This is a genomic window from Achromobacter xylosoxidans, from assembly GCF_001457475.1.
Classification (GTDB): Bacteria; Pseudomonadota; Gammaproteobacteria; order Burkholderiales; family Burkholderiaceae_B; genus Achromobacter; species Achromobacter xylosoxidans.
Genome location: NZ_LN831029.1, coordinates 1,696,140 through 1,719,369, shown reverse-complemented (window position 1 = coordinate 1,719,369; position 23,230 = coordinate 1,696,140). Strand labels below are relative to the sequence as shown.

20 protein-coding genes are annotated in these 23,230 nt (G+C 65.9%); 3 read left to right on the top strand and 17 right to left on the bottom strand.

Annotated elements, in window-relative coordinates; all coding sequences use genetic code 11:
* Positions 1–85: 85 nt before the first annotated feature.
* From AT699_RS07775 to AT699_RS07735, 9 genes are all read right to left on the bottom strand, one after another.
* Positions 86–1,483 (bottom strand): 4Fe-4S binding protein, encoded by a 1,398-nt coding sequence (locus AT699_RS07775; protein ID WP_047992323.1) that lies wholly within the window; start codon positions 1,481–1,483, stop codon positions 86–88.
* Between the two features lie 48 nt (positions 1,484–1,531).
* A complete protein-coding gene (locus tag AT699_RS07770) occupies positions 1,532–2,377 on the bottom strand; it encodes an FTR1 family iron permease (RefSeq protein ID WP_024068158.1) in 846 nt (281 codons plus the stop codon).
* Between the two features lie 13 nt (positions 2,378–2,390).
* Positions 2,391–2,684 (bottom strand): cupredoxin domain-containing protein, encoded by a 294-nt coding sequence (locus AT699_RS07765; RefSeq protein WP_045953324.1) that lies wholly within the window; start codon positions 2,682–2,684, stop codon positions 2,391–2,393.
* Positions 2,685–2,755: 71 nt separating this feature from the next.
* The gene (locus AT699_RS07760) at positions 2,756–3,292 is read right to left on the bottom strand and encodes an iron transporter (protein ID WP_006389401.1); all 537 of its coding nucleotides are present in this window, start codon (positions 3,290–3,292) and stop codon (positions 2,756–2,758) included.
* 220 nt (positions 3,293–3,512) lie between these two features.
* Complete coding sequence (phaR, locus tag AT699_RS07755) at positions 3,513–4,082, bottom strand: polyhydroxyalkanoate synthesis repressor PhaR (protein ID WP_006389400.1); 570 nt, start codon at positions 4,080–4,082, stop codon at positions 3,513–3,515.
* Positions 4,083–4,202: 120 nt separating this feature from the next.
* Positions 4,203–4,940, bottom strand: coding sequence for a 3-ketoacyl-ACP reductase (locus AT699_RS07750; protein WP_006389399.1), 738 nt, complete (start codon positions 4,938–4,940; stop codon positions 4,203–4,205).
* Positions 4,941–5,015: 75 nt separating this feature from the next.
* Positions 5,016–6,653, bottom strand: a complete 1,638-nt coding sequence (gene phaC, locus AT699_RS07745; protein ID WP_026383742.1) for a class I poly(R)-hydroxyalkanoic acid synthase — start codon at positions 6,651–6,653, stop codon at positions 5,016–5,018.
* A 123-nt stretch (positions 6,654–6,776) separates the two neighbouring features.
* A complete protein-coding gene (pgeF, locus tag AT699_RS07740) occupies positions 6,777–7,541 on the bottom strand; it encodes a peptidoglycan editing factor PgeF (protein WP_006389397.1) in 765 nt (254 codons plus the stop codon).
* Positions 7,529–8,539, bottom strand: coding sequence for an RluA family pseudouridine synthase (locus AT699_RS07735; RefSeq protein WP_006389396.1), 1,011 nt, complete (start codon positions 8,537–8,539; stop codon positions 7,529–7,531). Before AT699_RS07735 ends, pgeF begins: the two co-directional genes overlap by 13 nt.
* Before the next feature lie 107 nt (positions 8,540–8,646).
* Here AT699_RS07735 and AT699_RS07730 point away from each other — a divergent pair, with 107 nt between their 5' ends.
* A complete protein-coding gene (locus AT699_RS07730) occupies positions 8,647–9,435 on the top strand; it encodes an outer membrane protein assembly factor BamD (RefSeq protein ID WP_006389395.1) in 789 nt (262 codons plus the stop codon).
* 80 nt (positions 9,436–9,515) lie between these two features.
* Here the strand turns inward: AT699_RS07730 and AT699_RS07725 are convergent, their stop codons facing one another.
* Positions 9,516–11,603, bottom strand: coding sequence for an ATP-dependent DNA helicase (locus AT699_RS07725; RefSeq protein ID WP_006389394.1), 2,088 nt, complete (start codon positions 11,601–11,603; stop codon positions 9,516–9,518).
* A gap of 227 nt (positions 11,604–11,830) precedes the next feature.
* On the opposite strand from AT699_RS07725, the gene tex reads away from it, so the two are divergent.
* A complete protein-coding gene (gene tex / locus AT699_RS07720) occupies positions 11,831–14,206 on the top strand; it encodes an RNA-binding transcriptional accessory protein Tex (protein ID WP_024068156.1) in 2,376 nt (791 codons plus the stop codon).
* Between the two features lie 313 nt (positions 14,207–14,519).
* The gene (locus AT699_RS07715) at positions 14,520–15,023 is read left to right on the top strand and encodes a hypothetical protein (protein ID WP_024068155.1); all 504 of its coding nucleotides are present in this window, start codon (positions 14,520–14,522) and stop codon (positions 15,021–15,023) included.
* A 72-nt stretch (positions 15,024–15,095) separates the two neighbouring features.
* Here the strand turns inward: AT699_RS07715 and AT699_RS07710 are convergent, their stop codons facing one another.
* The 7 genes from AT699_RS07710 to AT699_RS07680 all read right to left on the bottom strand — a co-directional run bounded on the left by AT699_RS07710 (position 15,096) and on the right by AT699_RS07680 (position 23,229).
* A complete protein-coding gene (locus AT699_RS07710) occupies positions 15,096–16,448 on the bottom strand; it encodes a tryptophan--tRNA ligase (protein ID WP_024068154.1) in 1,353 nt (450 codons plus the stop codon).
* A 142-nt stretch (positions 16,449–16,590) separates the two neighbouring features.
* Positions 16,591–16,914 carry a DUF3325 domain-containing protein gene (locus AT699_RS07705; protein ID WP_020924626.1) on the bottom strand — a complete coding sequence of 108 codons (324 nt, stop codon included), beginning with the start codon at positions 16,912–16,914 and terminating at the stop codon, positions 16,591–16,593.
* A gap of 6 nt (positions 16,915–16,920) precedes the next feature.
* Positions 16,921–18,633: a PepSY-associated TM helix domain-containing protein gene (locus AT699_RS07700; RefSeq protein ID WP_024068153.1), complete on the bottom strand. Its 1,713-nt coding sequence runs from the start codon at positions 18,631–18,633 to the stop codon at positions 16,921–16,923.
* Entirely contained in the window at positions 18,630–18,911 is a 282-nt protein-coding gene (locus AT699_RS07695; protein ID WP_006389389.1) for a DUF3649 domain-containing protein, read from the bottom strand. The genes AT699_RS07700 and AT699_RS07695 overlap by 4 nt, the downstream gene beginning before the upstream one ends.
* A gap of 23 nt (positions 18,912–18,934) precedes the next feature.
* Positions 18,935–19,567 carry a DUF4198 domain-containing protein gene (locus tag AT699_RS07690; RefSeq protein ID WP_024068152.1) on the bottom strand — a complete coding sequence of 211 codons (633 nt, stop codon included), beginning with the start codon at positions 19,565–19,567 and terminating at the stop codon, positions 18,935–18,937.
* Between the two features lie 145 nt (positions 19,568–19,712).
* On the bottom strand, positions 19,713–22,169 hold the full coding sequence (locus AT699_RS07685) for a TonB-dependent siderophore receptor (protein ID WP_070783315.1): 2,457 nt from the start codon (positions 22,167–22,169) through the stop codon (positions 19,713–19,715).
* 112 nt (positions 22,170–22,281) lie between these two features.
* On the bottom strand, positions 22,282–23,229 hold the full coding sequence (locus AT699_RS07680) for a FecR domain-containing protein (RefSeq protein WP_058207573.1): 948 nt from the start codon (positions 23,227–23,229) through the stop codon (positions 22,282–22,284).
* Position 23,230 lies beyond the last annotated feature (1 nt).

The following is a 23,230-nucleotide window of genomic DNA, read 5'->3' as shown; positions in this document are numbered from 1 at the left end:
ACCGCGGATGCGGGAAATGGCGCGCGATATTTCCCGCGCGTGACGCCGCGGTTTCTTCGCCTGCTTGCTTGTTATCTTGCGGGCTTTACCAGATGGCGAAGAACAGCACCCAGGACCAACAGAAAGGCGCCAGCCCGGCGGCCAGCACCAGCCATGCCGCGGTCTTCCTGAACACGCCGACCGGACGCTGGTTCAACAGGCGCGCGAACAGGCGCAAGGTCCACAGCACCGCCAGCGTCAGCAGCGTGAAGCGCACCGGCGCCGCCCAGGCGGCGCGCACGCCTTCGTGCTTGAGCAGGTTGATGGTGGTGGCGGACAGGCCCAGGAACACGCCGATGCCGGCCGAAGGAATCAACCCCTGGGCCAGCTTGTGCAGGCCCGGACGGAACCAGCGGTTCGCTTCCTGACCGGCGACCGGAGCGGCCGGCGCCAACCGGTCGGCGATCCACAATGACAGGAAGGTGGCGCCGCCCACGCACACGGTGGCGCCGACCACGAACATCAGGATGCCCGCGCCATCCAGCCACGAGAAGCTGTCGTTCACTTCCGGATAGTGCGTCAGGATGAACCACGGCGCGTTGTCCAGCAGCGGCCACATGATGTCGTGCTCGACCAGCCAGGTCGCGGCCCACTGCTTGGCGGTCACGTACCAGGGGCTGGCGCTCCAGAGGAAGGCGCCCATGGCGATGCCCATCAGGCCGAAGCACAGCAGCGCGGTCTGCCACGGTTCGCCATCGGTGACGCTGACGACCTCTTCCTCGGGCGAGCGCGGCGTCAGTGCGATGGCGCCGCGATAACCGCTGCAACGGCCGCATACATGGCAGTCGCCGGCGCCCTTCATGTGCCGCAACGGCACCAGCGGCGCACAGTTGATGGGCTCGATGCGGATAACCGGATGGCGCCACTTTTCCTCGTCGACCTTGAAGTGCCACGGCGCCAGCTTGGCCAGCAGATTGAAGACGCCGTTGACCGGACAGAGGTATTTGCACCAGACCCGCTTGCTGCGGCCGTAGCGCCAGCCGACGACCATGGCCGCCGCGGTGGAGCCGCCGAGCACCGCCAGCACCGCCAGCGGATACTGGTAGACGCTGACCAATTGTCCGTAGATGGTGGTCAGGGCGAAGGCCACGAACGGCCAGCCCCCCCAGCGCATCCACTTGGGAATGGCATGCCCCTGGCCGCGTTCGCTGGCCCATTCGGTGAGCATGCCCTCCGGACAGAACCAGCCGCACCAGGCGCGTCCCAGGATCGGCATGGAAATCAGCACGAACGGCCACCATACGCCCCAGAAGGCGAACTGGGCCACGATGGTCAGGTTGTTGAATACCGACGCCGAGTTGTCCGGCAGGGGCATGATGGCCGGAACGATCAGGAGGAAAGCGTATATCGCAACAATGCCCCACTGCAGCTTGCGCAACAGAGGGGCATGGTCTCGGAGAAAGTCGGCGATACGGGAGGTCGCCCTCCCGAGTGCAGCTGCCATGGTCAAACCTTCATTAATTCAGTCCGATCAATACGTCGGAGTCCGTGCTCAAGAGGCGGCGCGCGCCGCCACCGGCGCGGGCTTGCCGCCCACCCAGCGCAGCAGCGCCCACACCACGATCCAGTAAGCAACCCACAACAATACCGAAATCAGGGCCGGCAGCGCACGATAGCCGGCAAAATCAGCCAGAACCTTGCCGAAACCGGTGCTGTCGCTGAGCAGCCACGAGCTGTCCCAGACCGGATCGATGATGGTCGGCAGCACGTCCAGCGAAATCAGGTGATCCAGGCCGCCCACCAGCAGCGCCCCCGCCAGCAGCAGCAACAGGATTTCGGTCACGCGGAAGAAACGGCGCCAGGTGATGAGCTTGCCGCCCAGCTGCAGCAGCCAGAAGGTCAGCAGCGCCACCACGAAGCCGGCCACGCCGGCCAGCGCCAGCATCAGCATGTTGCCGCCGCCTTCGCCGGCCGCCACGGTGCCGTACAGGAACACCACGGTTTCGCTGCCCTCGCGGGCCACGGCGATGGCCACCAGCACGAACAGGCCCCACCAGTTGTCATTGGCCATCGACGAGCGGGCGCCGCTTTCAAGCTCGCCCTTGAGCGTGCGACCGTGCTTTTTCATCCACACGACCATCTGCACCACCAGCGCGCACGCCGCCAGCGACATGATGGCCTGGAACCATTCCTGGCCTTCGTCGCTGAGCCACGAGGATACGCCCAGCAGCACCAACGCCAGCGCCACGGCCAGCGCCAGCCCGGCGCCCACGCCGCCCCACAGATATTTCAGTCCGCGTTTGCCTTCGGGCGTCGAGCGCAGCCAGGTGTACAGGATGCCCACCACCAGCATGGCTTCGACGCTTTCGCGCCAGACGATGAAAAGAACCTGTTCCATGTATTGCGGCTGCCTATTCCTTGGGCTTGACGACCAGCGTGCCTTTCACCGCCTGGTGGAAGTCATCGAAGAAGGGATACTCGCCGGGACGCGAGATGGTGATGACCACGAACGACTTCACGCCGGGACCCAGCACCTTTTCCTTGCGCAGCGGGATGCTTTCGAACTCGACCGGCTCGTTGCTTTCGTTGATCAGTTCAATCTTGAAACGGCCGGCAGGGACTTCCAGCGTGGCCGGTTCAAAGGTGCCGTTGGGCTTGAACGTCAGCGTGAACGTGGGCAGTTCGTCCGCTTGCGCGGGCGCCATGCCGGCCAGGCACGCCAGGCCGATCGACAGCGCGGCGCAGATGCGGAGCAGAGGGCGCGCGATTCGCACGATCAGTAGCCGCCCTTCTTGCCGGTGCCGGCATAGACGAATTCGTATTCCAGGTCGAACGGCTGGAACCAGTCGCCCACGCCGGTTTCCTTGTCGATGTGGCGGCCGAAGTGGCTCATCTTGTCGGCGGTCGGCGGCAGGATGGTGTACTTCAGCTTGTACTTGCCCGGGCCTTCCAGCTTGATGTTCTCGCCGTAGTGCGGGCCGTCATTGGCGACCATGGGCATGAAGGTGCCCTTCTGCACGTTCTGGCTGCCGACCTTCTGGATTTCGTATTTGACGACCAGGTAGGGCATCCATTCGCCTTCGGGAAAGCCGGTGGGATTGCCGGCCGTGGCGTGGATGTCGGCCTCGAGGTGGATGTCGGAATCCTTGGCGGGGCGCATCATGCCCGGGGGGTCCATTTCGATCGGCTGCAGGTAGACCGCACCGATTTCCATGCCGCCCTTTTCCACGGGCTTGCCGATGGGGTATTCAGCCGCTTGGGCGGCGGACACGCTCAAAGCGACAATGGCCAGGGCCAAGGCTTTCTTCATCATGTGGGTCATCCTCGAAGCTCGATTGAAACGACGGATCCTAAAAACATAAACAAGAACCGTTTGCATTAATGTAACGGAAAAATCTGACACCTCCCTGAATCAGATAAGTCCGAAATCCGCGGATTGTTGCGTCCAATCAAGCAAAACAAAACCGGCGGGCAACGCCACGCCGGCCGGTCGACAGTCGGATCCGCGGCACCGCCGCGGTCGGACGTTGCGGTTAGGACTTGCGTCCGCCGCCCTGCGAGCCCCCGGGGGTGAACGGGAAGTTCGAGAACATGGCGCGGGTCTGGTCCTGCATCTGGTCCTGCATCTGCACGAACAGGTTTTTGCTCTGGTCGATGTAGTTGTTCATCATGTTCTGCAGCATCGGCGTCTGCACGTTCATGAACTGGGTCCAGGCCTCGGGACCGAACTGGCTGCCATACAGGCCCTTGGACTGTTCGGCCATGCGCTGCTGGATTTCCATGAAGGCCTGGATGTTCTTTTCCAGGTAGGAACCCATGATGCCCTGCATCGCGTGGCCGTAGAAACGGATGATCTGCGACAGCATGTTCGACGAGAACATGGGCATGCCGCCGCTTTCTTCTTCGAGAATGATCTGCAGCAGGATGCTGCGCGTGAGGTCTTCGGCGCTCTTGGCGTCGACGACCTGGAATTCCTCGTTGGCCAGGACCAGTTGCTTGACATCCGCCAGGGTGATGTAGGTACTGGTCCGAGTGTCGTACAGGCGACGGTTGGGGTACTTTTTAATCAGGCGCAGGCTGGCGCCGGTTTGTGCTTGCGTCATGGTTGTCCCCGGATCGGGCGATCTCTAAGACTTCGAATAGGGTGAAGTGTAATGCCGCGGCGCCGTCTCCCCGAGACACCGCGGCGCGAAAGGGCCGCCCGCCGGGCGACCCGCGATGCGTCAGCCCATGTGCAGGCCGCCGTTGAGCGAGAAGTCCGCGCCGGTGGAAAAGCCGGATTCGTCCGAAGCCAGCCACGCCGTCATCGAGGCGATTTCCTCGGGCGTGCCCAGGCGCCGCACCGGGATGGTGGCGACGATCTTTTCCAGCACGTCGGGACGAATGGCGCGCACCATATCGGTCCCGATGTAGCCGGGCGAAATGGTGTTGACGGTGACGCCCTTGCTGGCGACTTCCTGCGCCAGCGCCATGGTGAAGCCGTGGATGCCCGCCTTGGCGGTGGAGTAGTTGGTCTGGCCGAACTGGCCCTTCTGCCCGTTCACCGAGCTGATGTTGATGATGCGCCCCCATTGGCGCTCGACCATGCCGTCGATGACCTGCTTGGTCACGTTGAACAGGCTGTTCAGGTTGGTGTCGATGACCGCGCGCCAATCATCGGCGGTCATCTTGCGGAACAGCCCGTCGCGGGTGATGCCCGCGTTGTTGACCAGCACGTCGACCGGGCCGAGTTCCGCGGTGACACGCTCGAAAGCGGCCACGGTGGAATCCCAGTCGGACACATTGCCGACGGAAGCATGGAAGGTATATCCCTGCGCCGCCTGTTCATCCAGCCATTGCTGGTAATTGCGGCTCGGGCCGCAGCCTGCCACGACGCGAAAGCCCTCTTTGGCCAGGCGTTGGCAAATAGAGGTGCCGATCCCGCCCATCCCGCCTGTAACGTAAGCCAGTTTTCCGCTCATTGGACTTCCTCCTGTGTGCGACGGACGCCTCGTTGATTGACTTCTTATTGGCCTGGGCCCACCGCATGCGCGGCTTCAGGCAGCCCTGACCTTCACATACCTGCCCGGCGCCGGTTCTATCGGCCGGTACCGGGCGTTACCTGATTTTGCACGCGCCTTGACCTGCTTGCCGGAATGCCCGGCCAGCCAGGCGGCCCAATCGGGCCACCAACTGCCCGGCTTTTCCTGCGCCTGGGCCAGCCAGGCGTTGGGATCGCCCGGCAATGGCTGGCCTGCGCCACCCATATTGTCCGCCACCCAATAGCTGCGGCGCTTTTTGGCGGGCGGGTTCACCACCCCGGCGATATGGCCCGAGGCGCCCAGCACGAAGCGTTGCGGCCCGCGCAGCACCTGGGTGGAGGCATAGGCCGACACCCACGGCACGATATGGTCTTCGCGCGAACCGAAAATATACGCCGGCATCGACAGGCGCGTCAGGTCCAGCGGCAGCCCGGCGGCCTGGGCCCGTCCCGGCACCTTGAGATTGTTTTCGAGATAGGTGTTGCGGAAGTACCAGGAAAAGAACGGCCCGGGCAGGTTGGTGCTGTCCCCGTTCCAGAAAAGCAGGTCGAAGGCCGGCGGCTTCTGGCCTTTCAGGTAGTTGCCGACGACGTAGTTCCAGACCAGTTCGTTGGGGCGCAGGAACGAGAAGGTGGTGGCCAGGTCGCGCCCGGGCATCAGCCCGCCGTTGCCCAGTTGATGGTCGCGCAGCAACGCGTGCGCTTCGTCGACGAAGACATTCAGGATGCCGGTGTCGTGGAAATCGAGCAGCGAGGTCAGCAAGGTCAGCGCCGCGACCGGATGTTCGCCGCGCGCTTCGGCCAGCGCCAGCGCCGAAGCCAGCATGGTGCCGCCGACACAGAAGCCGAGCGCGTTGACCTGCGGCTGGCCGGAGATGTCGCTGGCCACGCGCAGGGCCTGCAGCACCGCGTCGTCGAGGTAGTCGGACCAGGTCGCGCGATCGATGCCGTCGGTATCACTGGCCAGCGGGTTGCGCCAGGAGATCAGGAACACCGTGAAGCCCTGCTCGACCGCGTGGCGCACGAACGAGTTGTCGGGTTGCAGGTCGAGGATATAGAACTTGTTGATGTTCGGCGGCACGATCACCAGCGGCCGCTCGTGCACCGTGGCGGTGGCGGGCTTGTACTGGATCAGCTGGAACAGCGCATTTTCGAACACCACGTCGCCGGGCGTCACGGCCACGTTGCGGCCGATCTCGAACTGGGTTTCGTCGGTCTGGGTGATGCGGCCTTTCTTGACGTCGCCGAGCAGGTTCGCCAGGCCTTCGTTCAGGGCGCGGCCGGCGCTTTCGACGATGGACTGCTGGGCATCCGGATTCAAGGCCAGGAAGTTCGACGGCGACAACGCGTCGACCCACTGCATGATCGAGAAACGCAGGCGATCGCGCATCGGTTCGCTGACCTGGGCCGCATCGACCATGCGCGACATGGCCCGGGCCGACAGCAGATAGGTGTGCGCCATCAGCAGATGCTGGCCACTGGCCGCCCAGGCCTCGCCGCCGAAACGGCGGTCGGCCGGCGGGGCCAGCGCGCCGCGGCGGGCGTCATCACACAGCCGCTGCCATTCGCGCGAGAATTCAGCCTGGATATCGGCCAGGACGTCCGGAGCCACGCTCACCGGAAGAGGCCCTGAAGCGGAGAGATTGGCATTCACTTCGACACCTTGTTATCGAGACTTCCCGATTGATGTTGCATGTCGGGTCCGGGGCTGTCAATGCGGGTATTCAATGAGGCAGCCAGGGCCGCCCGCCCGCGCGTGCGGCCGCTTTGCGCGGGATCAAACCGGATCGAGCCAGGCCAGCAAGGCCATCCTGCCGGTCTCGCCGTCGCGCCGGTAGGAAAAGAACCGCTCCGCGTCCGCCACCGTGCACAGCCCGCTCAGGCTGATGTCCTGCACGCCGGCGCGGCGCAGACGGAATTGCGCCAGTCCGGCCAGGTCGGCCAGCCATTTGCCAGGCACGCCCGGGCGCGGCCGGAAATAACGTTCGGCGGCGGGGTCATCGGCCATGAAGGCGTCCAGCACGTCACGCCCGACCTCGAAGGCGTCCGGCCCGATACCGGGGCCGATCCAGGCGCGCCACGCGGTGGCATGCGGTGCCTTGGCGCGCATTGCCGCCAGGGTGTGCTCCAGCACGCCGCCAGACAGGCCGCGCCAGCCGGCATGCGCCGTGCCCAGGACCCGCCCGCCCGCGTCGGCAATGACCACCGGCAGGCAGTCCGCCACCATCACGGCCAGCACGCGGCCCGGTTGCGCGGTGACGCTGGCGTCCAGCGCGGGTTCGTCGGGCAGGCCGGCCGCGTCGGCATCGACCACCTCGCTGCCATGCACCTGGCGCAGCCATAAGGGTTCGGCCGGCAGCGCGGCCCGCAAGCGGCGGCGGTTCTCTGCCACGGTGTCGGGATCATCGCCGGCACGGCGCCCCAGGTTGAGGGTGTCATGCGGGGCAACGCCCACGCCGCCGGCCCGGGTGGTGCAGAAATAGTTGACGCCGGCCCAGGCGGGGCCGGTCACGACGGGCAAGCCTTCAATCACGCGTTCCATGCGATCGCTTCCTGGACCAGGGTCATGTCCGCCGGCACGGGGGCGGCGAACTGGACCTCGCCACGCCCGCCCGGATCGTCGAAATGCAGGGCGCGGGCATGCAGCATCTGCCGCTGCGCGCCCGCGATGTTCTTGCCACCGTAGATCGTATCCGCCAGCAGCGGATGGCCGAGGCTGGCCAGGTGCACGCGGATCTGGTGGGTGCGGCCGGTCTCCAGGCGACAGACCACTTCGGTGGCGCGGCCGCCGGGATCGATCTGGCCGCGTCGCGCGGGCGCGTAGTGGGTGACGGCCGGCTTGGGCGCCACCGGCCGCTCGACGCTCATGCGCACCGGCACCCGCGGATCGCGCCCGATCGGGCGGTCGACCTTGCCGGCGGCGGCCAGCCAGCCATGCGCCAGCGCCACGTACTCGCGGCCCATGCTGCGCGCCTGCAGCTGGCGCACCAGGTGCGTCTGGGCGATTTCGTTGCGCGCCACCACCATCAGGCCGGACGTATCCTTGTCCAGCCGGTGAACGATGCCGGCGCGCGCCACCTGGGCCAGTTCCGGATACCGGTGCAGCAGGCCGTTGAGCAGCGTGCCGCTCCAGTTGCCGGCGCCAGGGTGCACCACCAGGCCGGCCGGTTTGTTCACCACGATCCAGTCGGGGCTTTCATCCACCACGGGAAAATCGATCGCCTCCGGCGCGAACGCCAGGGCTTCCGGCGCGGGCTGGGCCCAGACGGCGATCTCGTCGCCCGGGCCGACGGTCTGGCGGACCTTGCCAGGCGCGCCATTCACCTGTACGTTGCCAGCCTCGATCCAGCCTTGCAGGCGGCTGCGGGAATGATCCGGCAACAACCCCGCCAGCACCTTGTCGAGCCTATCGGCGCGCGTGCCCGACGGCACCGTTACAAGTTGCGGCTCGCCCCGCTGGTTTTCACCGGAGGATTCGCCGGGAAAGCCCAGGAGTTCATCGTCGGAAACGAGATCTGCGGGGGTGGCTGTATCAGACATGGAGACAAATCATATAATCAGCCTGCCATGCTAACACCAAGGATACGATTCTCGTGATTCACCACTCCGCAGCTCCCTTGAACCCCGCCTCCCGAAGCGGGTCGGTTTTGCGCGTGGTTATCGCGCTATTTGCCGTCATCGCGATCGCCGGTTGCGGTTCGACCAACAGCAAGTACGACAAGACCACCAACTGGAGCGCTGAACAGCTCTACGCCGACGCCAAGGCCGAAATCTCGTCGGGCGGCTGGAAGGAAGCCCGCGAGCGACTGACCGCCATCGAAAGCCGCTACCCGTTCGGCGTCTACGCCCAGCAGGCCCTGCTTGAACTGGCCTACGTCAACTGGAAGGACGGTGAAAACGAACAGGCCCTGGCCGCGATCGACCGCTTCCAGCAGCTCTACCCGAACCACCCCGGCACCGACTACGCGCTGTATCTGAAAGGCCTGATCAACTTCACGCCCGCCAGCGCCTTCATGAGCAGCATCACCGGCCAGGATCCGGCCGAGCGCGACCCGAAGGGCCTGCGCGCTTCCTACGACGCGTTCAACGACCTGATCAAGCGCTACCCGGAAAGCAAGTACACCCCGGACGCCGAAAAGCGCGTTGCGTGGCTGGTCAACACCATCGCCATGAACGAAGTCCACGTGGCCCGCTACTACTACGAGCGCGGCGCCTACATCGCCGCGGCGAACCGCGCGCAGACCGTCATCACCGACTTCGAGGGCGCCCCCGCCACCGAAGAAGCGCTCTACCTGATGGTGCAGTCCTACGACAAGCTCGGCATGACCGAACTCAAGAACGACTCGCAGCGCGTGTTCGACAAGAACTTCCCCAACAGCACGTTCAAGGACAAGGGCCTGAAGGCTGACAAGAGCTGGTGGAATCCGTTCAACTGAACTGAACACCGCCGCATGGGAAAAAGCCCTTCGATTCGTCGAAGGGCTTTTTTTTGGGTCCGTGTCGTCCTCTTGTGGTCCTATTCCTGCTTGCGCCGGTAGAAGGCCAGCACTTCCTCCAGTTCGCGCGTCCGCGCGAAGGGCGGCAGGCCGCGCCACAGTCGCTTGCCGTAGGGCTTCTCGACCAGTCGGGCATCGCCCACCATCAACACCCCCCAGTCGGATTCCGTCCGAATCAGGCGGCCGGCCCCCTGCTTGAGCGAGATGGCCGCCTCGGGCAATTGGTATTCCGAGAAGGGATTGCCGCCGTGGGCGCGGCAGGCTCGCAGCCGCGCCTCGATCACCGGGTCGTCCGGCGGCGCGAACGGCAGCTTGTCGATCGCCACCAGCGTCAGCACGTCGCCCGGCAGGTCGATGCCTTCCCAGAAACTGGCGCTGCCGACCAGCACCGGATGGGTCAGCTTGCAGAACCTGTCCAACAGATCGCGGCGGGTGCCCTCGCCCTGCTTGAGCAACGGCCAATCGTGGCCGGCATCGTCGAAAGCGTCGGCCAACAGGTTGGCGACCTTGTCGACCGCGCGCAAGGTGGTGCACAGCACCAGCGTGCCGCCCGGGCTGGCCTGCAGCAACGGCAGCAACGTCTGCACGAAACGGTCGAGGAACTGCGGCGACTGCGGTTCAGGCATGCCACGCGGCACGAACAGCAGCGCCTGCTCGGGATAGTCGAAAGGCGATTCCCACTTGCCGGTGCGCGCTCGCTCCAGCCCCAGCTGGCTGGTGAAGTGGGTGAACTCGCCGTTCACCGACAGCGTGGCCGAGGTCATGATCCAGGCCTGCCCGGGCTTGCGGTATTTGGAAAAAGCCTGCGCCACCGACAGCGGCGCGGAATGCAGCCGCACGTGATGCTGGCCATGCTCGACCCAGCGCACCGCCGGGCCAGTCCATTCACCTGCCGCCGCCGCGCCTTCGAGAATGGCCGTCGGCGTGGACAGGCCGTCCGCCAGCGCCGCCACGGGCGCGGGCGCCTGGTCGTCGCGGCCCCAGCCTTCATCATCGAAACCGGAGCCCCCCGCATCGCGCCCGGGCGTGGCCCAGCGTTTCAGGCGCACCGCGATCTCGGCGCCGCTGCGCGCGGCCGCCACCAGGTCGGGATGCCGCTCGGCGACCGAGCCCAGCGCGTTGGTGGCGACGTCGATGGCTTCGCGCAGCACCGCCAGCGCGGTGTCGAACTCCTCGGCATTGGGAATGGCCTCGAACGTGGCCTTGCGGCCCGGCATCCGGTCCAGTGGCGCACAGGCCAGGCGCAACTCGCGCGCCGCCGTCTCGACGTGGCGCGCCACGTCGCTCCATTTGGTGGCTTCGCGCGCATAGGCCAGGCCCGCGGCCTCCAGCGCGCGGCCAAAGTCCAGCAACTGGTGGGTCGACACGCTGCTGCCCAGGAAACGGGTGGCGGTGTCGGGCAGTTGATGGGCTTCGTCGAAGATGACGGTGTCGGCCTCGGGCAGCAGATCGGTGACGCCCTCTTCGCGCAGCACCAGGTCGGCCATGAACAGCGCATGGTTCACCACCACCACGTCGGCCTCCTGGGCCTGGCGGCGGGCCTTCACCACGAAGCAGTCGCGGATGCGCGGGCATTCCTGGCCCAGGCAGTTCTCGCGGGTCGAGGTAACGCGCTGCCAGATATCCGCATCTTCGGGCACCTGCGCCAGGTCGCTGCGGTCGCCCGTCTTGGAAATGCCGGCGAATACCTGGATCTGGCGCAATTGCTGGATCTCGGAACGCGATTTCAGCGCCCGGTCGTCTCCCTGCAGGCGATCCAGGTGGTAATGACAGACATAGTTGCCGCGGCCCTTGAGCAGCGCGGCCGTGACGGGCGCGGCCAGCGCGGCGCGCACGCGCGGCAGGTCGCGGGCGAACAGTTGGTCCTGCAGTGTGCGGGTGCCGGTCGAAATCAGCACCTTGCCGCCCTGGATGAAGGCGGGTACAAGATAGGCCCAGGTCTTGCCGATGCCGGTGCCAGCCTCGGCCACCAGGGTGGCGCGGTCCCGGATGGCCTCGCCAATCGCCTGGGCCAGTTCCACTTGGGACGGGCGCGGCTTGTAGCCGGGCAAGGCCGACGCGAGCGGGCCGTCCTCGGCGAAGAATTCGGAGATGTCCAGGTCCAGCATGGAAACAGCCTAGCGTCGCAAGCGACCGTGCCGGGGGACGGTCGGGGCGCCAGACACTGAGTGGGTGGGAAAGGATCAAATGATACCCGCTGGCGCCGCCCTTTTCCGCCGCAAGCGTCGCAAACGATGCACCTGAGGGGGACGGATGCATCCCGCCTGGCACTTTCTGTAACAGCGGCTTATGGCACAATCCGCCCCTTGTTTTTCCTTTTTGCCGTCGTATCGAGATGTCTGAAACTTCCGTTATCACGAACGTCGCCGCCGGCGTCGACAATGCCCGTATCGTGGCCCAGCTGGCCACCGAGCTTGGCGCGCGCGCCTCCCAGATCGCCTCGGCAGTGGAACTGCTGGATGACGGCGCCACCGTGCCGTTCATCGCACGCTACCGCAAGGAAGCCACCGGCGGCCTGGACGACACCGTCCTGCGCAACCTGGAAGTGCGCCTGGGCTACCTGCGCGAACTCGAAGAGCGCCGTGGCGCGATCCTCGAATCGATCTCGCAGCAAGGCAAGCTCACGCCCGAACTGCAGCAGGAAATCGCCACCGCCGATACCAAGCAGCGCCTGGAAGACCTGTACGCGCCGTACAAGCCCAAGCGCCGCACCCGCGCCCAGATCGCGCGTGAGGCCGGCCTGGAACCGCTGGCCGACGCCATCCTGGCCGACACCGCGTGCGATCCGGCCGCGCTGGCCGCCCAATACCTGAATCCCGAAGCCTCGATCAACGATGCCAAGGCGGCGCTGGACGGCGCCCGCGACATCCTGGCCGAGCGCTACGCCGAGAACGCCGACCTGCTGGCCGACATGCGCGAGCACCTCTGGTCCACCGGCTATCTGTATTCCAAGATGGTCGACGGCAAGGAAACCGAAGGCGCTAACTTCCGCGACTGGTTCGACTTCAACGAGCCGCTGCGCACGCTGCCGTCGCACCGCATCCTGGCGCTGTTGCGCGGCCGCCAGCAAGGCGTGTTGGAAATCCGCCTGGGCCTGGAAGCCGAACTCGAAGCGCAACTGCCGCATCCCTGCGTGGCGCGGATCGCCAGCTTCCTCAAGCTGGGCAACGGCCTGTTCGCGCTGGACGCCTCGCCGCGCGCGCGCTGGCTGGGCGAAGTCTGCCGCTGGACCTGGCGCGTCAAGCTGGTGACGGCCTTCGAAAGCGAACTGATCGGCCGCCTGCGCGAGACCGCCGAGGCCGAAGCCATCCGCGTGTTCGCCGCCAACCTGAAGGATCTGCTGCTGGCCGCGCCGGCCGGCCCCAAGGCCGTGCTGGGCCTGGATCCCGGCATCCGCACGGGCTGCAAGGTGGCGGTGATCGACCGCACCGGCAAGGTGGTCGACACCACCACGGTCTACCCGTTCGAGCCGCGCCGCGACCGGGAGGGCACCATCAACACCCTGGCCGCGCTGGTCGCGCGCCACAAGGTTGACCTGATCGCCATCGGCAACGGCACCGCCTCGCGCGAAAGCGAGAAGCTGGTGGGCGACATGCAGGAACGCTTCCCCGACCTGAAGGTGACGCGGGTGGTCGTGTCCGAGGCCGGCGCCTCGGTCTATTCGGCCTCCGAGACCGCCGCCCAGGAATTCCCCGACCTGGACGTGACGCTGCGCGGCGCCGTGTCGATCGCGCGCCGCCTGCAGGATCCGCTGGCGGAACTGGTCAAGATCGATCCCAAGGCCATCGGCGTGGGCCAATACCAGCACGACGTCAACCAGCGCGAGCTGGCGCGTTCGCTGGACGCGGTGGTCGAGGATTGCGTGAACGCGGTCGGCGTCGACGTCAACACGGCATCCGCGGCGCTGTTGGCGCGCGTGTCGGGCCTGAACTCGCTGCTGGCCAAGAACATCGTGGCGTGGCGCGACGAGAACGGCGCCTTCCCCACCCGCGAGCAACTGCGCAAGGTGCCGCGCTTTGGCGACAAGGCGTTCGAACAGGCCGCCGGCTTCCTGCGCATCCCCAACGGCGACAACCCGCTGGACGCCTCGTCGGTGCACCCGGAAGCCTATCCGGTGGTCGAGCGCATCGTCGCCAAGATCAAGGCGGAAGTGAAACAGATCATCGGCCAGCGCGACGCGCTCAAGGGCGTGTCGCCGTCCGATTTCACGGACGAACGCTTCGGCCTGCCGACGGTGCGCGACATCTTCGCCGAACTGGAAAAGCCCGGCCGCGATCCGCGTCCCGAGTTCAAGACCGCGCAGTTCAAGGAAGGCGTCGAGACGCTCAACGACCTGTATCCCGGCATGGTGCTCGAAGGCGTCGTGACCAACGTCGCCAACTTCGGCGCGTTCGTCGACATCGGCGTGCACCAGGACGGCCTGGTCCACATCTCGGCATTGGCCGAGAAGTTCGTGAAGGATCCGCGCGACGTCGTGCGCGTCGGCCAGACGGTCAGCGTGAAGGTGCTGGAAGTGGACGTGGCGCGCAAGCGCGTGGCCCTGACCATGCGCCTGAACGACACCGCCGCCCCGGCGCGCCGAGGCGCTGATGCCCCCAAGGGCGGCGATCGTCCCGGACGCCGTCCCCAGGGCGACAATGGCCGCGGCAACGCCGGCGGCGCCGGCATGAACAGTGCCATGGCCGACGCATTCGCCAAGCTCAAGCGTTGAATCGCGCCTGGCCGGCTCCCCCTCCGGGAGCCGGCCAGGCGGCGTCGCAGCACCTTCCGACCGGCGCCCAGGCGCCGGTTGTCGTTCAACCTAGGACTTTCCCGCGGTTGCTACCTTTCCTTGCGTTCTCTCAAGCCGGATTCAACAAAAATAAGCGAAAATATCTAATTGTGTCCAAATAATAAAAGCCGGCGAAGTCGGGTCCGCACGGCCGTGGCACACCCATGATCAGGCGAGCTGCGGCGCAAGCGCCTATCGGGTAGAAGCACAAGAAAAATAGCGCCATACCTGAGAGACCGGAGATCCGCCCGCCATGCGCAATACCATTACGCTTGCCGCCAACGAAACGGCAACCATTACCGAAAAGGAAGCCAGCCTGAGCGGCGCCTACAACGAAGTCACCCTGGGCCAATACGCTCACCTGAAGGTGGACGGCGCCGAGGTCACCTTCAAGCACATCACGCTGGAACGCCTGGGCAGCCGCATCATCGAACTGACCAACGGCGCGCAATTGCATGTCGGCGCGCTCGGCTTTGCCAGCATGGGCGTAAGCATCATCTACCGTATCGGCGCCGGCTGTGTCCTGACCTTCGACGCCAGCCAGTGGGATCCGGAAGTCGTGGCCAACACCACCTTCGATTTCGCCAGCCAGGGCAGCGGAACGCTGAAGTACTTTCCGTTCATCAACCCGGAATGGCTTGATTGCCCGACGGTCACCGGCTATTCGGAAGGCGACATGCTCGAGATCGCCGGCCAGGGCAATGCGCAGCGCTTCCAGGTGCGCGACGGCCGCATCGTCTCCGCCGGCGCGCGTTAAGCGGTATCGGTTTCGGATTACAAACGACAAGGGCGGCGCAATCGCGCCGCCCTTGTCGTTGCGCTCGCGGCGTTATTCCTGCGCCATCGACAGCAACGCGTCGCGCGCTTTCGCCAACTGCGCCTGCGCATCACCGGCGGCGCCCGCGGGCGCCGCCGCCACGACCGCGCCGTCCAGTACCGCGGCCAGGCCATCGGCGGTGGCTTGCAACAGCGCTTCTGGCGATTCCGACTGCAGGCGTCGCATCAGCGCGCCGGCCTCCTTGGGGTCGGCAAAACGTTGCGACAGCAGCAGTTCCTCGCCATCCGCGGCCAGCAGGCGGAAGCGGAAGCCGCCGTCTTCATCGCGGAAGCTGACGAAGCGCGCGCCCTTGCCCTTTTCCTTCTTGGCCTGCGCCTGCTTGCCCGGCGCCTGCGCATTCAGGTTGCGCAGGCCCACGGCCTCGCGCAGCTCGCGCATCATCGGCACCGCCAGCTTGCGCGCCTTGGCGGCGCCCGCCTGCAACACGTCTTCGATGCGGCCGGGGTTGGCCATCAGGTCGAAGTAGCGCTCGCGCATGGGCGCCAGCAGGTTCTCCAGATGGTCGTAGAGCGCTTGCTTGGCCTCGCCCCAACCCAGGCCTTGCTCGAGCTGCTGGCGGAACGCCGTAGCCTGTTCATGCGTGGCGAAGGCGCGATAGATGGTGTACAGGTGCGAGCCTTCGGCGTCCTTGGGTTCGCCTGGTTCGCGCGAGTCGGTGACGATGCGCATGATCGAGGCGCGCAGGGCCTTGGCGCCGCCCTCGAACAACGGGATGGTGTTGTTGTAGCTCTTGGACATCTTGCGACCGTCCAGGCCCGGCAAGGTGGCCACGTCTTCTTCGATGGCAACCTCGGGCAGCGTGAAGTACTCGCGGCCGTACAGGTGGTTGAAGCGCTGGGCGATGTCGCGCGCCATTTCCAGGTGCTGGATCTGGTCGCGGCCCACCGGCACCTTGTTGGCGTTGAACATGACGATGTCCGCGGCCATCAGCACCGGATACGAGAACAGGCCCATGGTCACGCCATCGTCGGGGTCCACGCCCTTGGCCACGTTCTGGTCGACCGAGGCCTTGTAGGCATGCGCGCGGTTCATCAGGCCCTTGGCCGTGACGCAGGTCAGCAGCCAGCTCAGTTCGGGGATCTCGGGGATGTCCGACTGGCGATAGAAGGTCACGCGGTCCGGGTCGAGCCCCACCGCCAGCCAGGTGGCGGCGATCTCAAGCCGCGAGCGGGCCACGCGGGCCGGGTCGTCGCACTTGATCAGCGCGTGGTAGTCGGCCAGGAAGAAAAACGCGTCGACACCCGGTTGCGTGCTGGCCTGGACCGCCGGGCGGATCGCGCCAGCGTAGTTGCCGAGGTGAGGGGTTCCGGAGGTGGTGATGCCAGTGAGGACGCGGGTGTTCATGGACGATGAAGGCGTTTGCTTGGTGAAACGCCCAGTGTAACGTGCCGCGCGGGGCGCCTGAATGACCGGCGCCGCCCGGGCGCGACGCCGCCCCTGCGCGGCGGGTGCGCGCGCGGACGCGGACACCAGGCCGACGGTGCGCCTACAGGACGGCCAGCAAGGGCGCAGCCACCGCGCACAGCCCGCCGGCCGTCAACGCGGCGCGTGGCCGGAAGGTCAGGAACCAGATCAGCAGCAGGCCCGCGATGCTGAGGATGCCGATCCATTCGACGGTGCCGTAGCTCCAGCCCCAGACCGCGGCCGAGGCGCACAGGGACAGCGCCAGCGCCAGCCAGCCGAAGGTGCGCAGCGGCACGCGATGGCGGCGCGGCAAGGCGCGGTCGAACAGGTCTTCGTAGTGACGGTCCATGCCCAGGCACAGGGCGGAGAACCCCGCGTAGGCCAGGCAGAAGGCGGCGAGCGTCATGGCGTATCACCTCGGTTCATAGGCGGCTTCGGAAGGCGTGGCTTGCGCCATCGCGGACGCGACCGGCGCGCGCGGCCGGGCGACGGATTGGGCTTGCGTGTCGGGTTGGGGTCGGGCCTGGACTTGCGCCGGCGCCGCCGTCCGGGCCGCGGCCTTGCCGCCGGCCTTGGCCGGCGCCTTGCGCGCGCGGGCGGCCTTGCGCGCCATCCAGCCCAGCAGCAGCGCGCCCGCCAGGCAGGTCAGGTCGAAACCGGCCATCACCCAGTCACCGGTCGGCAGGGACACGCCCAGGTGGCGCGAGGTGGTCACGGCGTTGATCACCGGCACCAGCGCCAGCGACGCGGCGGCGGCCGAGAGCAGGTCCACCCATTTGCGCTTGTGGAACACAAAGGCGTACACCAGCGACAGGCCCCAGGCCGCGAAGAACGCCCGCACTTCCCATAGCGGACGGCCCGGCAGGTCGGCCGGCACCAGGCGGTTGGCCCAGAAGAACGCGGCGACCGCGATGAACAGGCCAGCGATGGTGCCGGCGTTCAAGCCATCGACCAGGCGCAGCGAGAAGGCCTCGCGCGCGCCGGGGCGCGCCTTCTGGCGCCGTTTGGCGATCCACAGCACCAGGCCGGAACCGACCATGCCGGTGCCCGCCAGACTGACCAGGAAATAGAACCAGCGCAACAGCGGTTCGGCAAACAGGCCCAGGTGCAGCCCGACGATCACGCCAGCGGTGCGCACGGTGGGACTGAGCTCGTCCTGCCCTTCCTGGAAGGCGCCGGTGACGCCATCAAAGCGCGCGTAGGGCGCGAGCCGGCCATAGGACACGCCATCGGCCGCATCGCGCGTCAAGGTGACGGTGGCGCCGGCGTCGCCGGGGTTGTTGACCGTGACGCGGCCGACCCGGCCCTGCCAACGCTGCTCGACCTGCTCCACCAGCGGCGCCAGCGCGACCAGCGGCGCAGGTTCGTTACGCGGTGGCGTGACCTTGAACCCGGGGAATACATCGTCGGAATACTGACGCGGGTTTTCGTAGACCGCCAGGATGCCTGCCGGCATCAGCATGGTCGCAAACAGCACCAGGCCGCTGAATGTGATCATCAGGTGGAATGGCAGCCCCAGCACCGACAACGCGTTGTGGCCGTCCATCCAGGCCCGCTGGCCGCCCTTCTTCGGGCGGAAAGTGAAGAAATCGGCAAAGATCTTCTTGTGGGTGATGATGCCGCTGATGATCGCCACCAGCATGAACATGCCGGCAATGCTGGCGAGCCAGCGCCCCCAAGGGAACGCCGTTTCGAGTTCGAAGTGGAAGCGGTAGAAGAAATCCCCGCCGCGCGTCTCGCGCCCTTGGACGGCCTGGCCGGTCCGCGGATCGAGCTTGACGCGCACGAAACCGCGCTCGCCCGGCTTGGGCTTGGGCACCTGGTACAGCAGCTGGATCAGTGGCTCGCGGTCGGTCGGCGGCGTGATGAACCAGCGCTTGGCGTCGGGCGCATGCTCGGTCAGGTAACGCTGCGCCATGGTCACGGATTCGAGCGTGGGCGCGGCCTGCGCCTGGATCTCCGGCTGCATCCAGCGGGTGATTTCGGGGCGGAAGAATGACAGCGTGCCGGTCAGGAACATGGCGAACAGCACCCAGCCGAAGATCAAGCCCGACCAGGTGTGCAGCCACGACATGGATTGGCGCAGGCCCTCTTCGCCTTGCGCTTTTCCGATACTGGGTTTCATGCGCCCCCCACCATGCGGCCGATCAGGAACAGGCCGCCGAACAGCGCCGCCGGCAACAGGATGCCGGCCCAGGCGCGCCAGGCGTTGCGGGTGGCGAACACCCAGATGACGCCACAGGTGTAGACCACGAAGGCCGACATCTGCGCCGTGACGACGGCGTCGGCGCGCTGCATGGGCAGCCAGACGGCCAGGCAGGCCGCGGCCGCCGAGGCCAGGCCGTAGCCGCCGAGGATGGCGGCCAGGGCCCGCGAGGCCACGGCCAGACGGTAGCGCATCATGCCTGCGCCGGCTGCGGGAGCTTTCACTTGGTCACGTTGAAGGTCAGGGTGGAAACGTAGCGGATCTTGGCGTAGGCCTTGCCGTCGGCCTCGCCGGCCTTGTCCTCGACGTGGGCGGCTTCCAGCACGTACTGGCCCGGCCACGGCGTGGTGATCTCGATGCGGCCGTTCTCGTCGCTGCGCAAGCGCTTTTCCCACTTGGGCGGGCCGAACACGGTGACTTCGGTCTTGGCCAGCGGCTTGCCCTTGAACTGCAGCACGAAGGTATTGCTGCCCGCCGCGGCCGGCACCAGTTCCAGGTCGAGCTTGCCCTGGGTATCTTCGCGGCCGGCCTTGGCGCCGTACTGCATCAGCGTGTCCTTGAACTGGATCGGCTGCGACAGGCGCACATCGCCCTTGCCGCTGGCGGCAAACTCGACGAAATCCGCCCCCTGGGCCGACGCCTTGAGCGCCTTGCCGTCGGCGCCGGTGACCACCGGCGCCACCAGGACCTTGCCCAGCAGGCCGTCGCGCTTTTCGCGCAGGTCGTCCGCCCATTCGCCGAAGTACGCCTTTGCCGGCCCCTGGTCGGCCCGCTCGAGCCAGACGAAGTGCGCCTGCGCCGCGCCGGCGCTGCCCAGCAGCGCCACGGCTGCCAAAGTCCTTGCGAATTTCATTGTCGATTTTCCTGTTGTGAATGCCGGCCTGGAACCGCCCCGCGACGGCCTCCTATCGGCAAGGATATGAATTATAACCATTCTCACTACCATACAAACCTCTGATGGAACGAGCGGGGCTCCGCCGCAGGCAGACCGACACCGCCTACCAGCGATAGCGCAGGCTCAGGTCGATCGATCTCTGATAGCCGTACCAGCACCAGGAAATACCGCTCAGGCACGAAGCGATGTACGTTCTATCGAACAGATTCTGCACGTTCAAGGCGACCTGCAAGCCCTTGAGCGAGGGAGTAGCCCGGCCCAGGTCATAGTCAAAGCGCAGGTCGAACAGCGTAGTCGCCGGCACCTTGAGCGTATTGGCCTCGTCAGCGTACGAGGTGCCCAGATAGCGCACGCCGCCGCCCACCCCGAGACCGGCCAGCGCGCCTTTCTGCAACAGATAGCGCGCCCACAGCGACGCCTGATGGGTCGGCGTGACCGTAGAGGATTTACCCTTCTGGTTGAAACCGCTGCTGTCGGGGTTGGCTTTCGAATAGATACTGTTCTCCAGCGAATATCCCGCCTGGAGCGTCAGTCCGCGCAACGGCTCGGTGTTCGCTTCGAACTCCAGGCCGCGGGTACGTATTTCACTGCTCTGAACCGAGCAAGCGCCCCGCCCGCACAGATGGGTCGGATCGAGATCGGTGGTCGGCATGTTCGCCAGCCGGATGTCGAACGCCGCCACTGACAGCATGGTATTGGCGCCCGCAGGCTGGTATTTGACGCCCACCTCGTACTGGTTGCCCCGCACGGGTTTGAAAGGCACATCGTTCCAACCAGCCATTCCGAGCGGTTCAAAAGACTCCGCATAGTTCAGGTAGGGCGCCAAGCCATTGTCAATGCGATATATCGCACCGACACGGCCGGTGAATGCCTGTGCCCGCAACGCCGAAGAAGAAATTCGACGGCCCGTGGCGACCGCGGCGCTTTGACTTTGATTCAATTCACGCGACCAATCGTAGCGACCGCTTAGCAACACCGAGAGTCGATTGAGCTTGACCTGATCCTGGAAGTACAAGCCGCTCTGGTATCGCGCCTGGACGGCATCTTTGGAAAATACCGGCACGGCGATATCCTGGCGGTTGTCCGGATGCAATACGTTCAGCAGCGGCGCGCTGCCGGAGCCCGAGCGGGTGTCTGTCCTGATGTGCTGATAATCCAAGCCTACCAACAGCGTGTGACTCAACGCCCCGGTCCTGAAGCGCGCTTGCAGATTGGTGTCGAGCGTGAGAGCGCCGACGCGCTCTTGCGACACGCTCGCGGTGCGACGCCTGTAGAGATAACTCGAATCGGTATACCCCCAGTCGCCCCCGAATGCGCTGGTGACACTGCGGGTAAAGTTGCGGGAGTCGGTCCAGCGCAAGCTCTGCGTGGCTTTCAAGGTATCGTTGAAGCGGTGATCAAACAGGTAGCCGAGCGAATAGCTTCTGCGGTCGCTTTTCTCGAAATTGGCGTCGCCATCATAGAAGTTGACGGGCAATCGGATGCCATCGGGCGCCGGCAACAGCGTGCGCATGGGCGACACGCTGCCGTTGGACCCCATCGCGGGGTCGTGCTGGAAATTGGTCAATAGCGTCAGCGATGTATCTTCCCCGGCCCAGGCGACGGCTGGCGACACATAGTAGCGGCGCTCGCGGGTATCCTTGACCTGGCCGTCGGAAATGTATCCCGAACCCACCAGCCGATATTGCCGTCTGCCATTCTGGTCGACCGGCCCGCCAAAATCGAAACTCGCGCGCCCGTAATCGTAATTGCCCCACTGCAATTCGATCTCGCGCCTGACCAGGACCGTCGGCCGTTTGCTGATCATGTTCACCAGCCCGCCCGGATCGCCTCGCCCATACATCACCGAGGCGGGCCCCTTCAAGACATCCACACGTTCCAGGCGCCAGGCGTCCACCTGCGGCCCGCCGTAAATCCGCAAGCCGTCCAGATAGGTCGACGACGAGAAGCTGCGCAGGTGCAGCGAATCCGTGCGCGTTCCAGTCGCGCCCCGCATTTCAGGCGCGACTCCGGGCGTGTAACGCAGGATCTGGTTCAACGTATGGGCGCCCTGTTCGGAGATCTGCCTGCGGGTGACGACGGAAACCGACTGAGGTATCTCGGTCAGCGGAGTGTCGGTCCTGGTGGCGCTAATGCTCGAACCTGCGACATATCCCGCCGTGGGCCCCGATCCGTCCAAGGTACTGCCGTGGACCTCTACAGGGCCCAGTGTCGGGAAGGCAGACGCTTGCACCAGCACCCAGCTGTTGTCACCGTGCGGCCGTGCCACCAATCCGCTGTCCGACAGCAATTGCACAAAGCCGGCTTCAACGGAATGCGTGCCCACCAGGCCAGCGGATCGCCGGCCGCGCACCTGAACCGGATCGAACGACAACACCACGCCAGCGCTGCGCGCAAACCGGGTCAGCACGTCTTCCAGCGAGCCGGGTGCGATCTGGTAGGAACGCAAGTCCGAGACCGCCTCGACGCGCTGTTGCGCCAAGACGTTGGCAGGCGTGGCCGTCAATGCTGTGCCGACCGCGGTGGCGGCGAATACAGCCACACGGCCAGCCGTGAACATGGCCCGGGAATGGAAAAGAGAGGAAACAGACACAAGAGCTCCTTTACGTAGGTCTCTCTGTCTTTCCGTACCACGATGAAAAACCTGCAGGGTCCTCTCGGCAATGTAGGACTCAGGCGCCGCGCGGGCCCACATGCAGCCAGAACTGCGTATGTCGCGTGACCACGACAGGCAATACCGGTTCCAGGGCCCGGAGCGCGCGTTCAGCGTCATCCAGCGGAAAAACGCCTGACAGCCGCAAGCCCGCCACAGCAGGATCAACCCGAATCAGCCCGCGCCGCTGCCGGCCCAGATACTCGGCGAAATCGTCCAGCCGCCAGTCCTTGGCCACCACCAGGCCATCTGCCCAGGCAAGATCGTCGGGATCCGTCCGCTGCCGTTCGACCTCGCCTCGCTCCCGGTAAATCAGACGTTCACCCGTATCGACCCGCAGCGATTCAAGCTCCCTCCATAGCACCACGCTGCCGTCGTACACACCGACCTGCGCGCCGCCGTGGCTCCGGCTTGCGTCGAAATGGGCGTTCTCGACCCGCAGCGTGCCGTAACCAGTATCGACCCGAAGCCCTCTGCATAAGGGACTGGACCGCATGAGCACCAGGATCTCGCCGCGCAGCAGCCGCACGTCATACATCCCGCTGCCACGGCGGACGCGCATAGCACTATCGCTGTTCAACGTGAGGTGCAGGCCATCCCCGACGGTCAATCTGCGCCGCTCCCCGAGGCTCGTACTCAGATCCGCAGCCAGGCGCTGCCAGGGCGCATACCGGTAGCCCGCCCATCCCGTCATGCAGGTGCTCGCCACGGCCAGCACGGCCCGCAGCGCAGCGCGACGGGTCGGACGACATGGATCGACCAGCGCGGCATGAGCCAGCCCGGCCGGTATGCGCCTCACATCCCGGCCGATCGATTCCATGCGTTCCCAGGCCTCGCGATGGGCAGGATCCCGTTCCACCCAGACACGCCAGGTCTCGCGCTCATGTGCAACGGCTACGCCCGACTGCAATCGGACCCACCAGGCGATAGCCTCACGCACAACCGGATCCGACGAGGGGATATGCATC

Excerpts from the sequence above, each read along its gene's own strand:
- AT699_RS07775 (WP_047992323.1), bottom strand. The coding sequence starts at position 1,483 with ATGGCAGCTGCACTCGGGAGGGCGACCTCCCGTATCGCCGACTTTCTC.
- AT699_RS07770 (WP_024068158.1), bottom strand. The coding sequence starts at position 2,377 with ATGGAACAGGTTCTTTTCATCGTCTGGCGCGAAAGCGTCGAAGCCATG.
- AT699_RS07765 (WP_045953324.1), bottom strand. The coding sequence starts at position 2,684 with ATGGCGCCCGCGCAAGCGGACGAACTGCCCACGTTCACGCTGACGTTC.
- AT699_RS07760 (WP_006389401.1), bottom strand. The coding sequence starts at position 3,292 with ATGATGAAGAAAGCCTTGGCCCTGGCCATTGTCGCTTTGAGCGTGTCC.
- phaR (WP_006389400.1), bottom strand. The coding sequence starts at position 4,082 with ATGACGCAAGCACAAACCGGCGCCAGCCTGCGCCTGATTAAAAAGTAC.
- AT699_RS07750 (WP_006389399.1), bottom strand. The coding sequence starts at position 4,940 with ATGAGCGGAAAACTGGCTTACGTTACAGGCGGGATGGGCGGGATCGGC.
- pgeF (WP_006389397.1), bottom strand. The coding sequence starts at position 7,541 with ATGGAACGCGTGATTGAAGGCTTGCCCGTCGTGACCGGCCCCGCCTGG.
- AT699_RS07735 (WP_006389396.1), bottom strand. The coding sequence starts at position 8,539 with ATGTCTGATACAGCCACCCCCGCAGATCTCGTTTCCGACGATGAACTC.
- AT699_RS07725 (WP_006389394.1), bottom strand. The coding sequence starts at position 11,603 with ATGCTGGACCTGGACATCTCCGAATTCTTCGCCGAGGACGGCCCGCTC.
- tex (WP_024068156.1), top strand. The coding sequence starts at position 11,831 with ATGTCTGAAACTTCCGTTATCACGAACGTCGCCGCCGGCGTCGACAAT.
- AT699_RS07715 (WP_024068155.1), top strand. The coding sequence starts at position 14,520 with ATGCGCAATACCATTACGCTTGCCGCCAACGAAACGGCAACCATTACC.
- AT699_RS07710 (WP_024068154.1), bottom strand. The coding sequence starts at position 16,448 with ATGAACACCCGCGTCCTCACTGGCATCACCACCTCCGGAACCCCTCAC.
- AT699_RS07705 (WP_020924626.1), bottom strand. The coding sequence starts at position 16,914 with ATGACGCTCGCCGCCTTCTGCCTGGCCTACGCGGGGTTCTCCGCCCTG.
- AT699_RS07700 (WP_024068153.1), bottom strand. The coding sequence starts at position 18,633 with ATGAAACCCAGTATCGGAAAAGCGCAAGGCGAAGAGGGCCTGCGCCAA.
- AT699_RS07695 (WP_006389389.1), bottom strand. The coding sequence starts at position 18,911 with ATGATGCGCTACCGTCTGGCCGTGGCCTCGCGGGCCCTGGCCGCCATC.
- AT699_RS07690 (WP_024068152.1), bottom strand. The coding sequence starts at position 19,567 with ATGAAATTCGCAAGGACTTTGGCAGCCGTGGCGCTGCTGGGCAGCGCC.
- AT699_RS07685 (WP_070783315.1), bottom strand. The coding sequence starts at position 22,169 with ATGTTCACGGCTGGCCGTGTGGCTGTATTCGCCGCCACCGCGGTCGGC.
- AT699_RS07680 (WP_058207573.1), bottom strand. The coding sequence starts at position 23,229 with ATGCATATCCCCTCGTCGGATCCGGTTGTGCGTGAGGCTATCGCCTGG.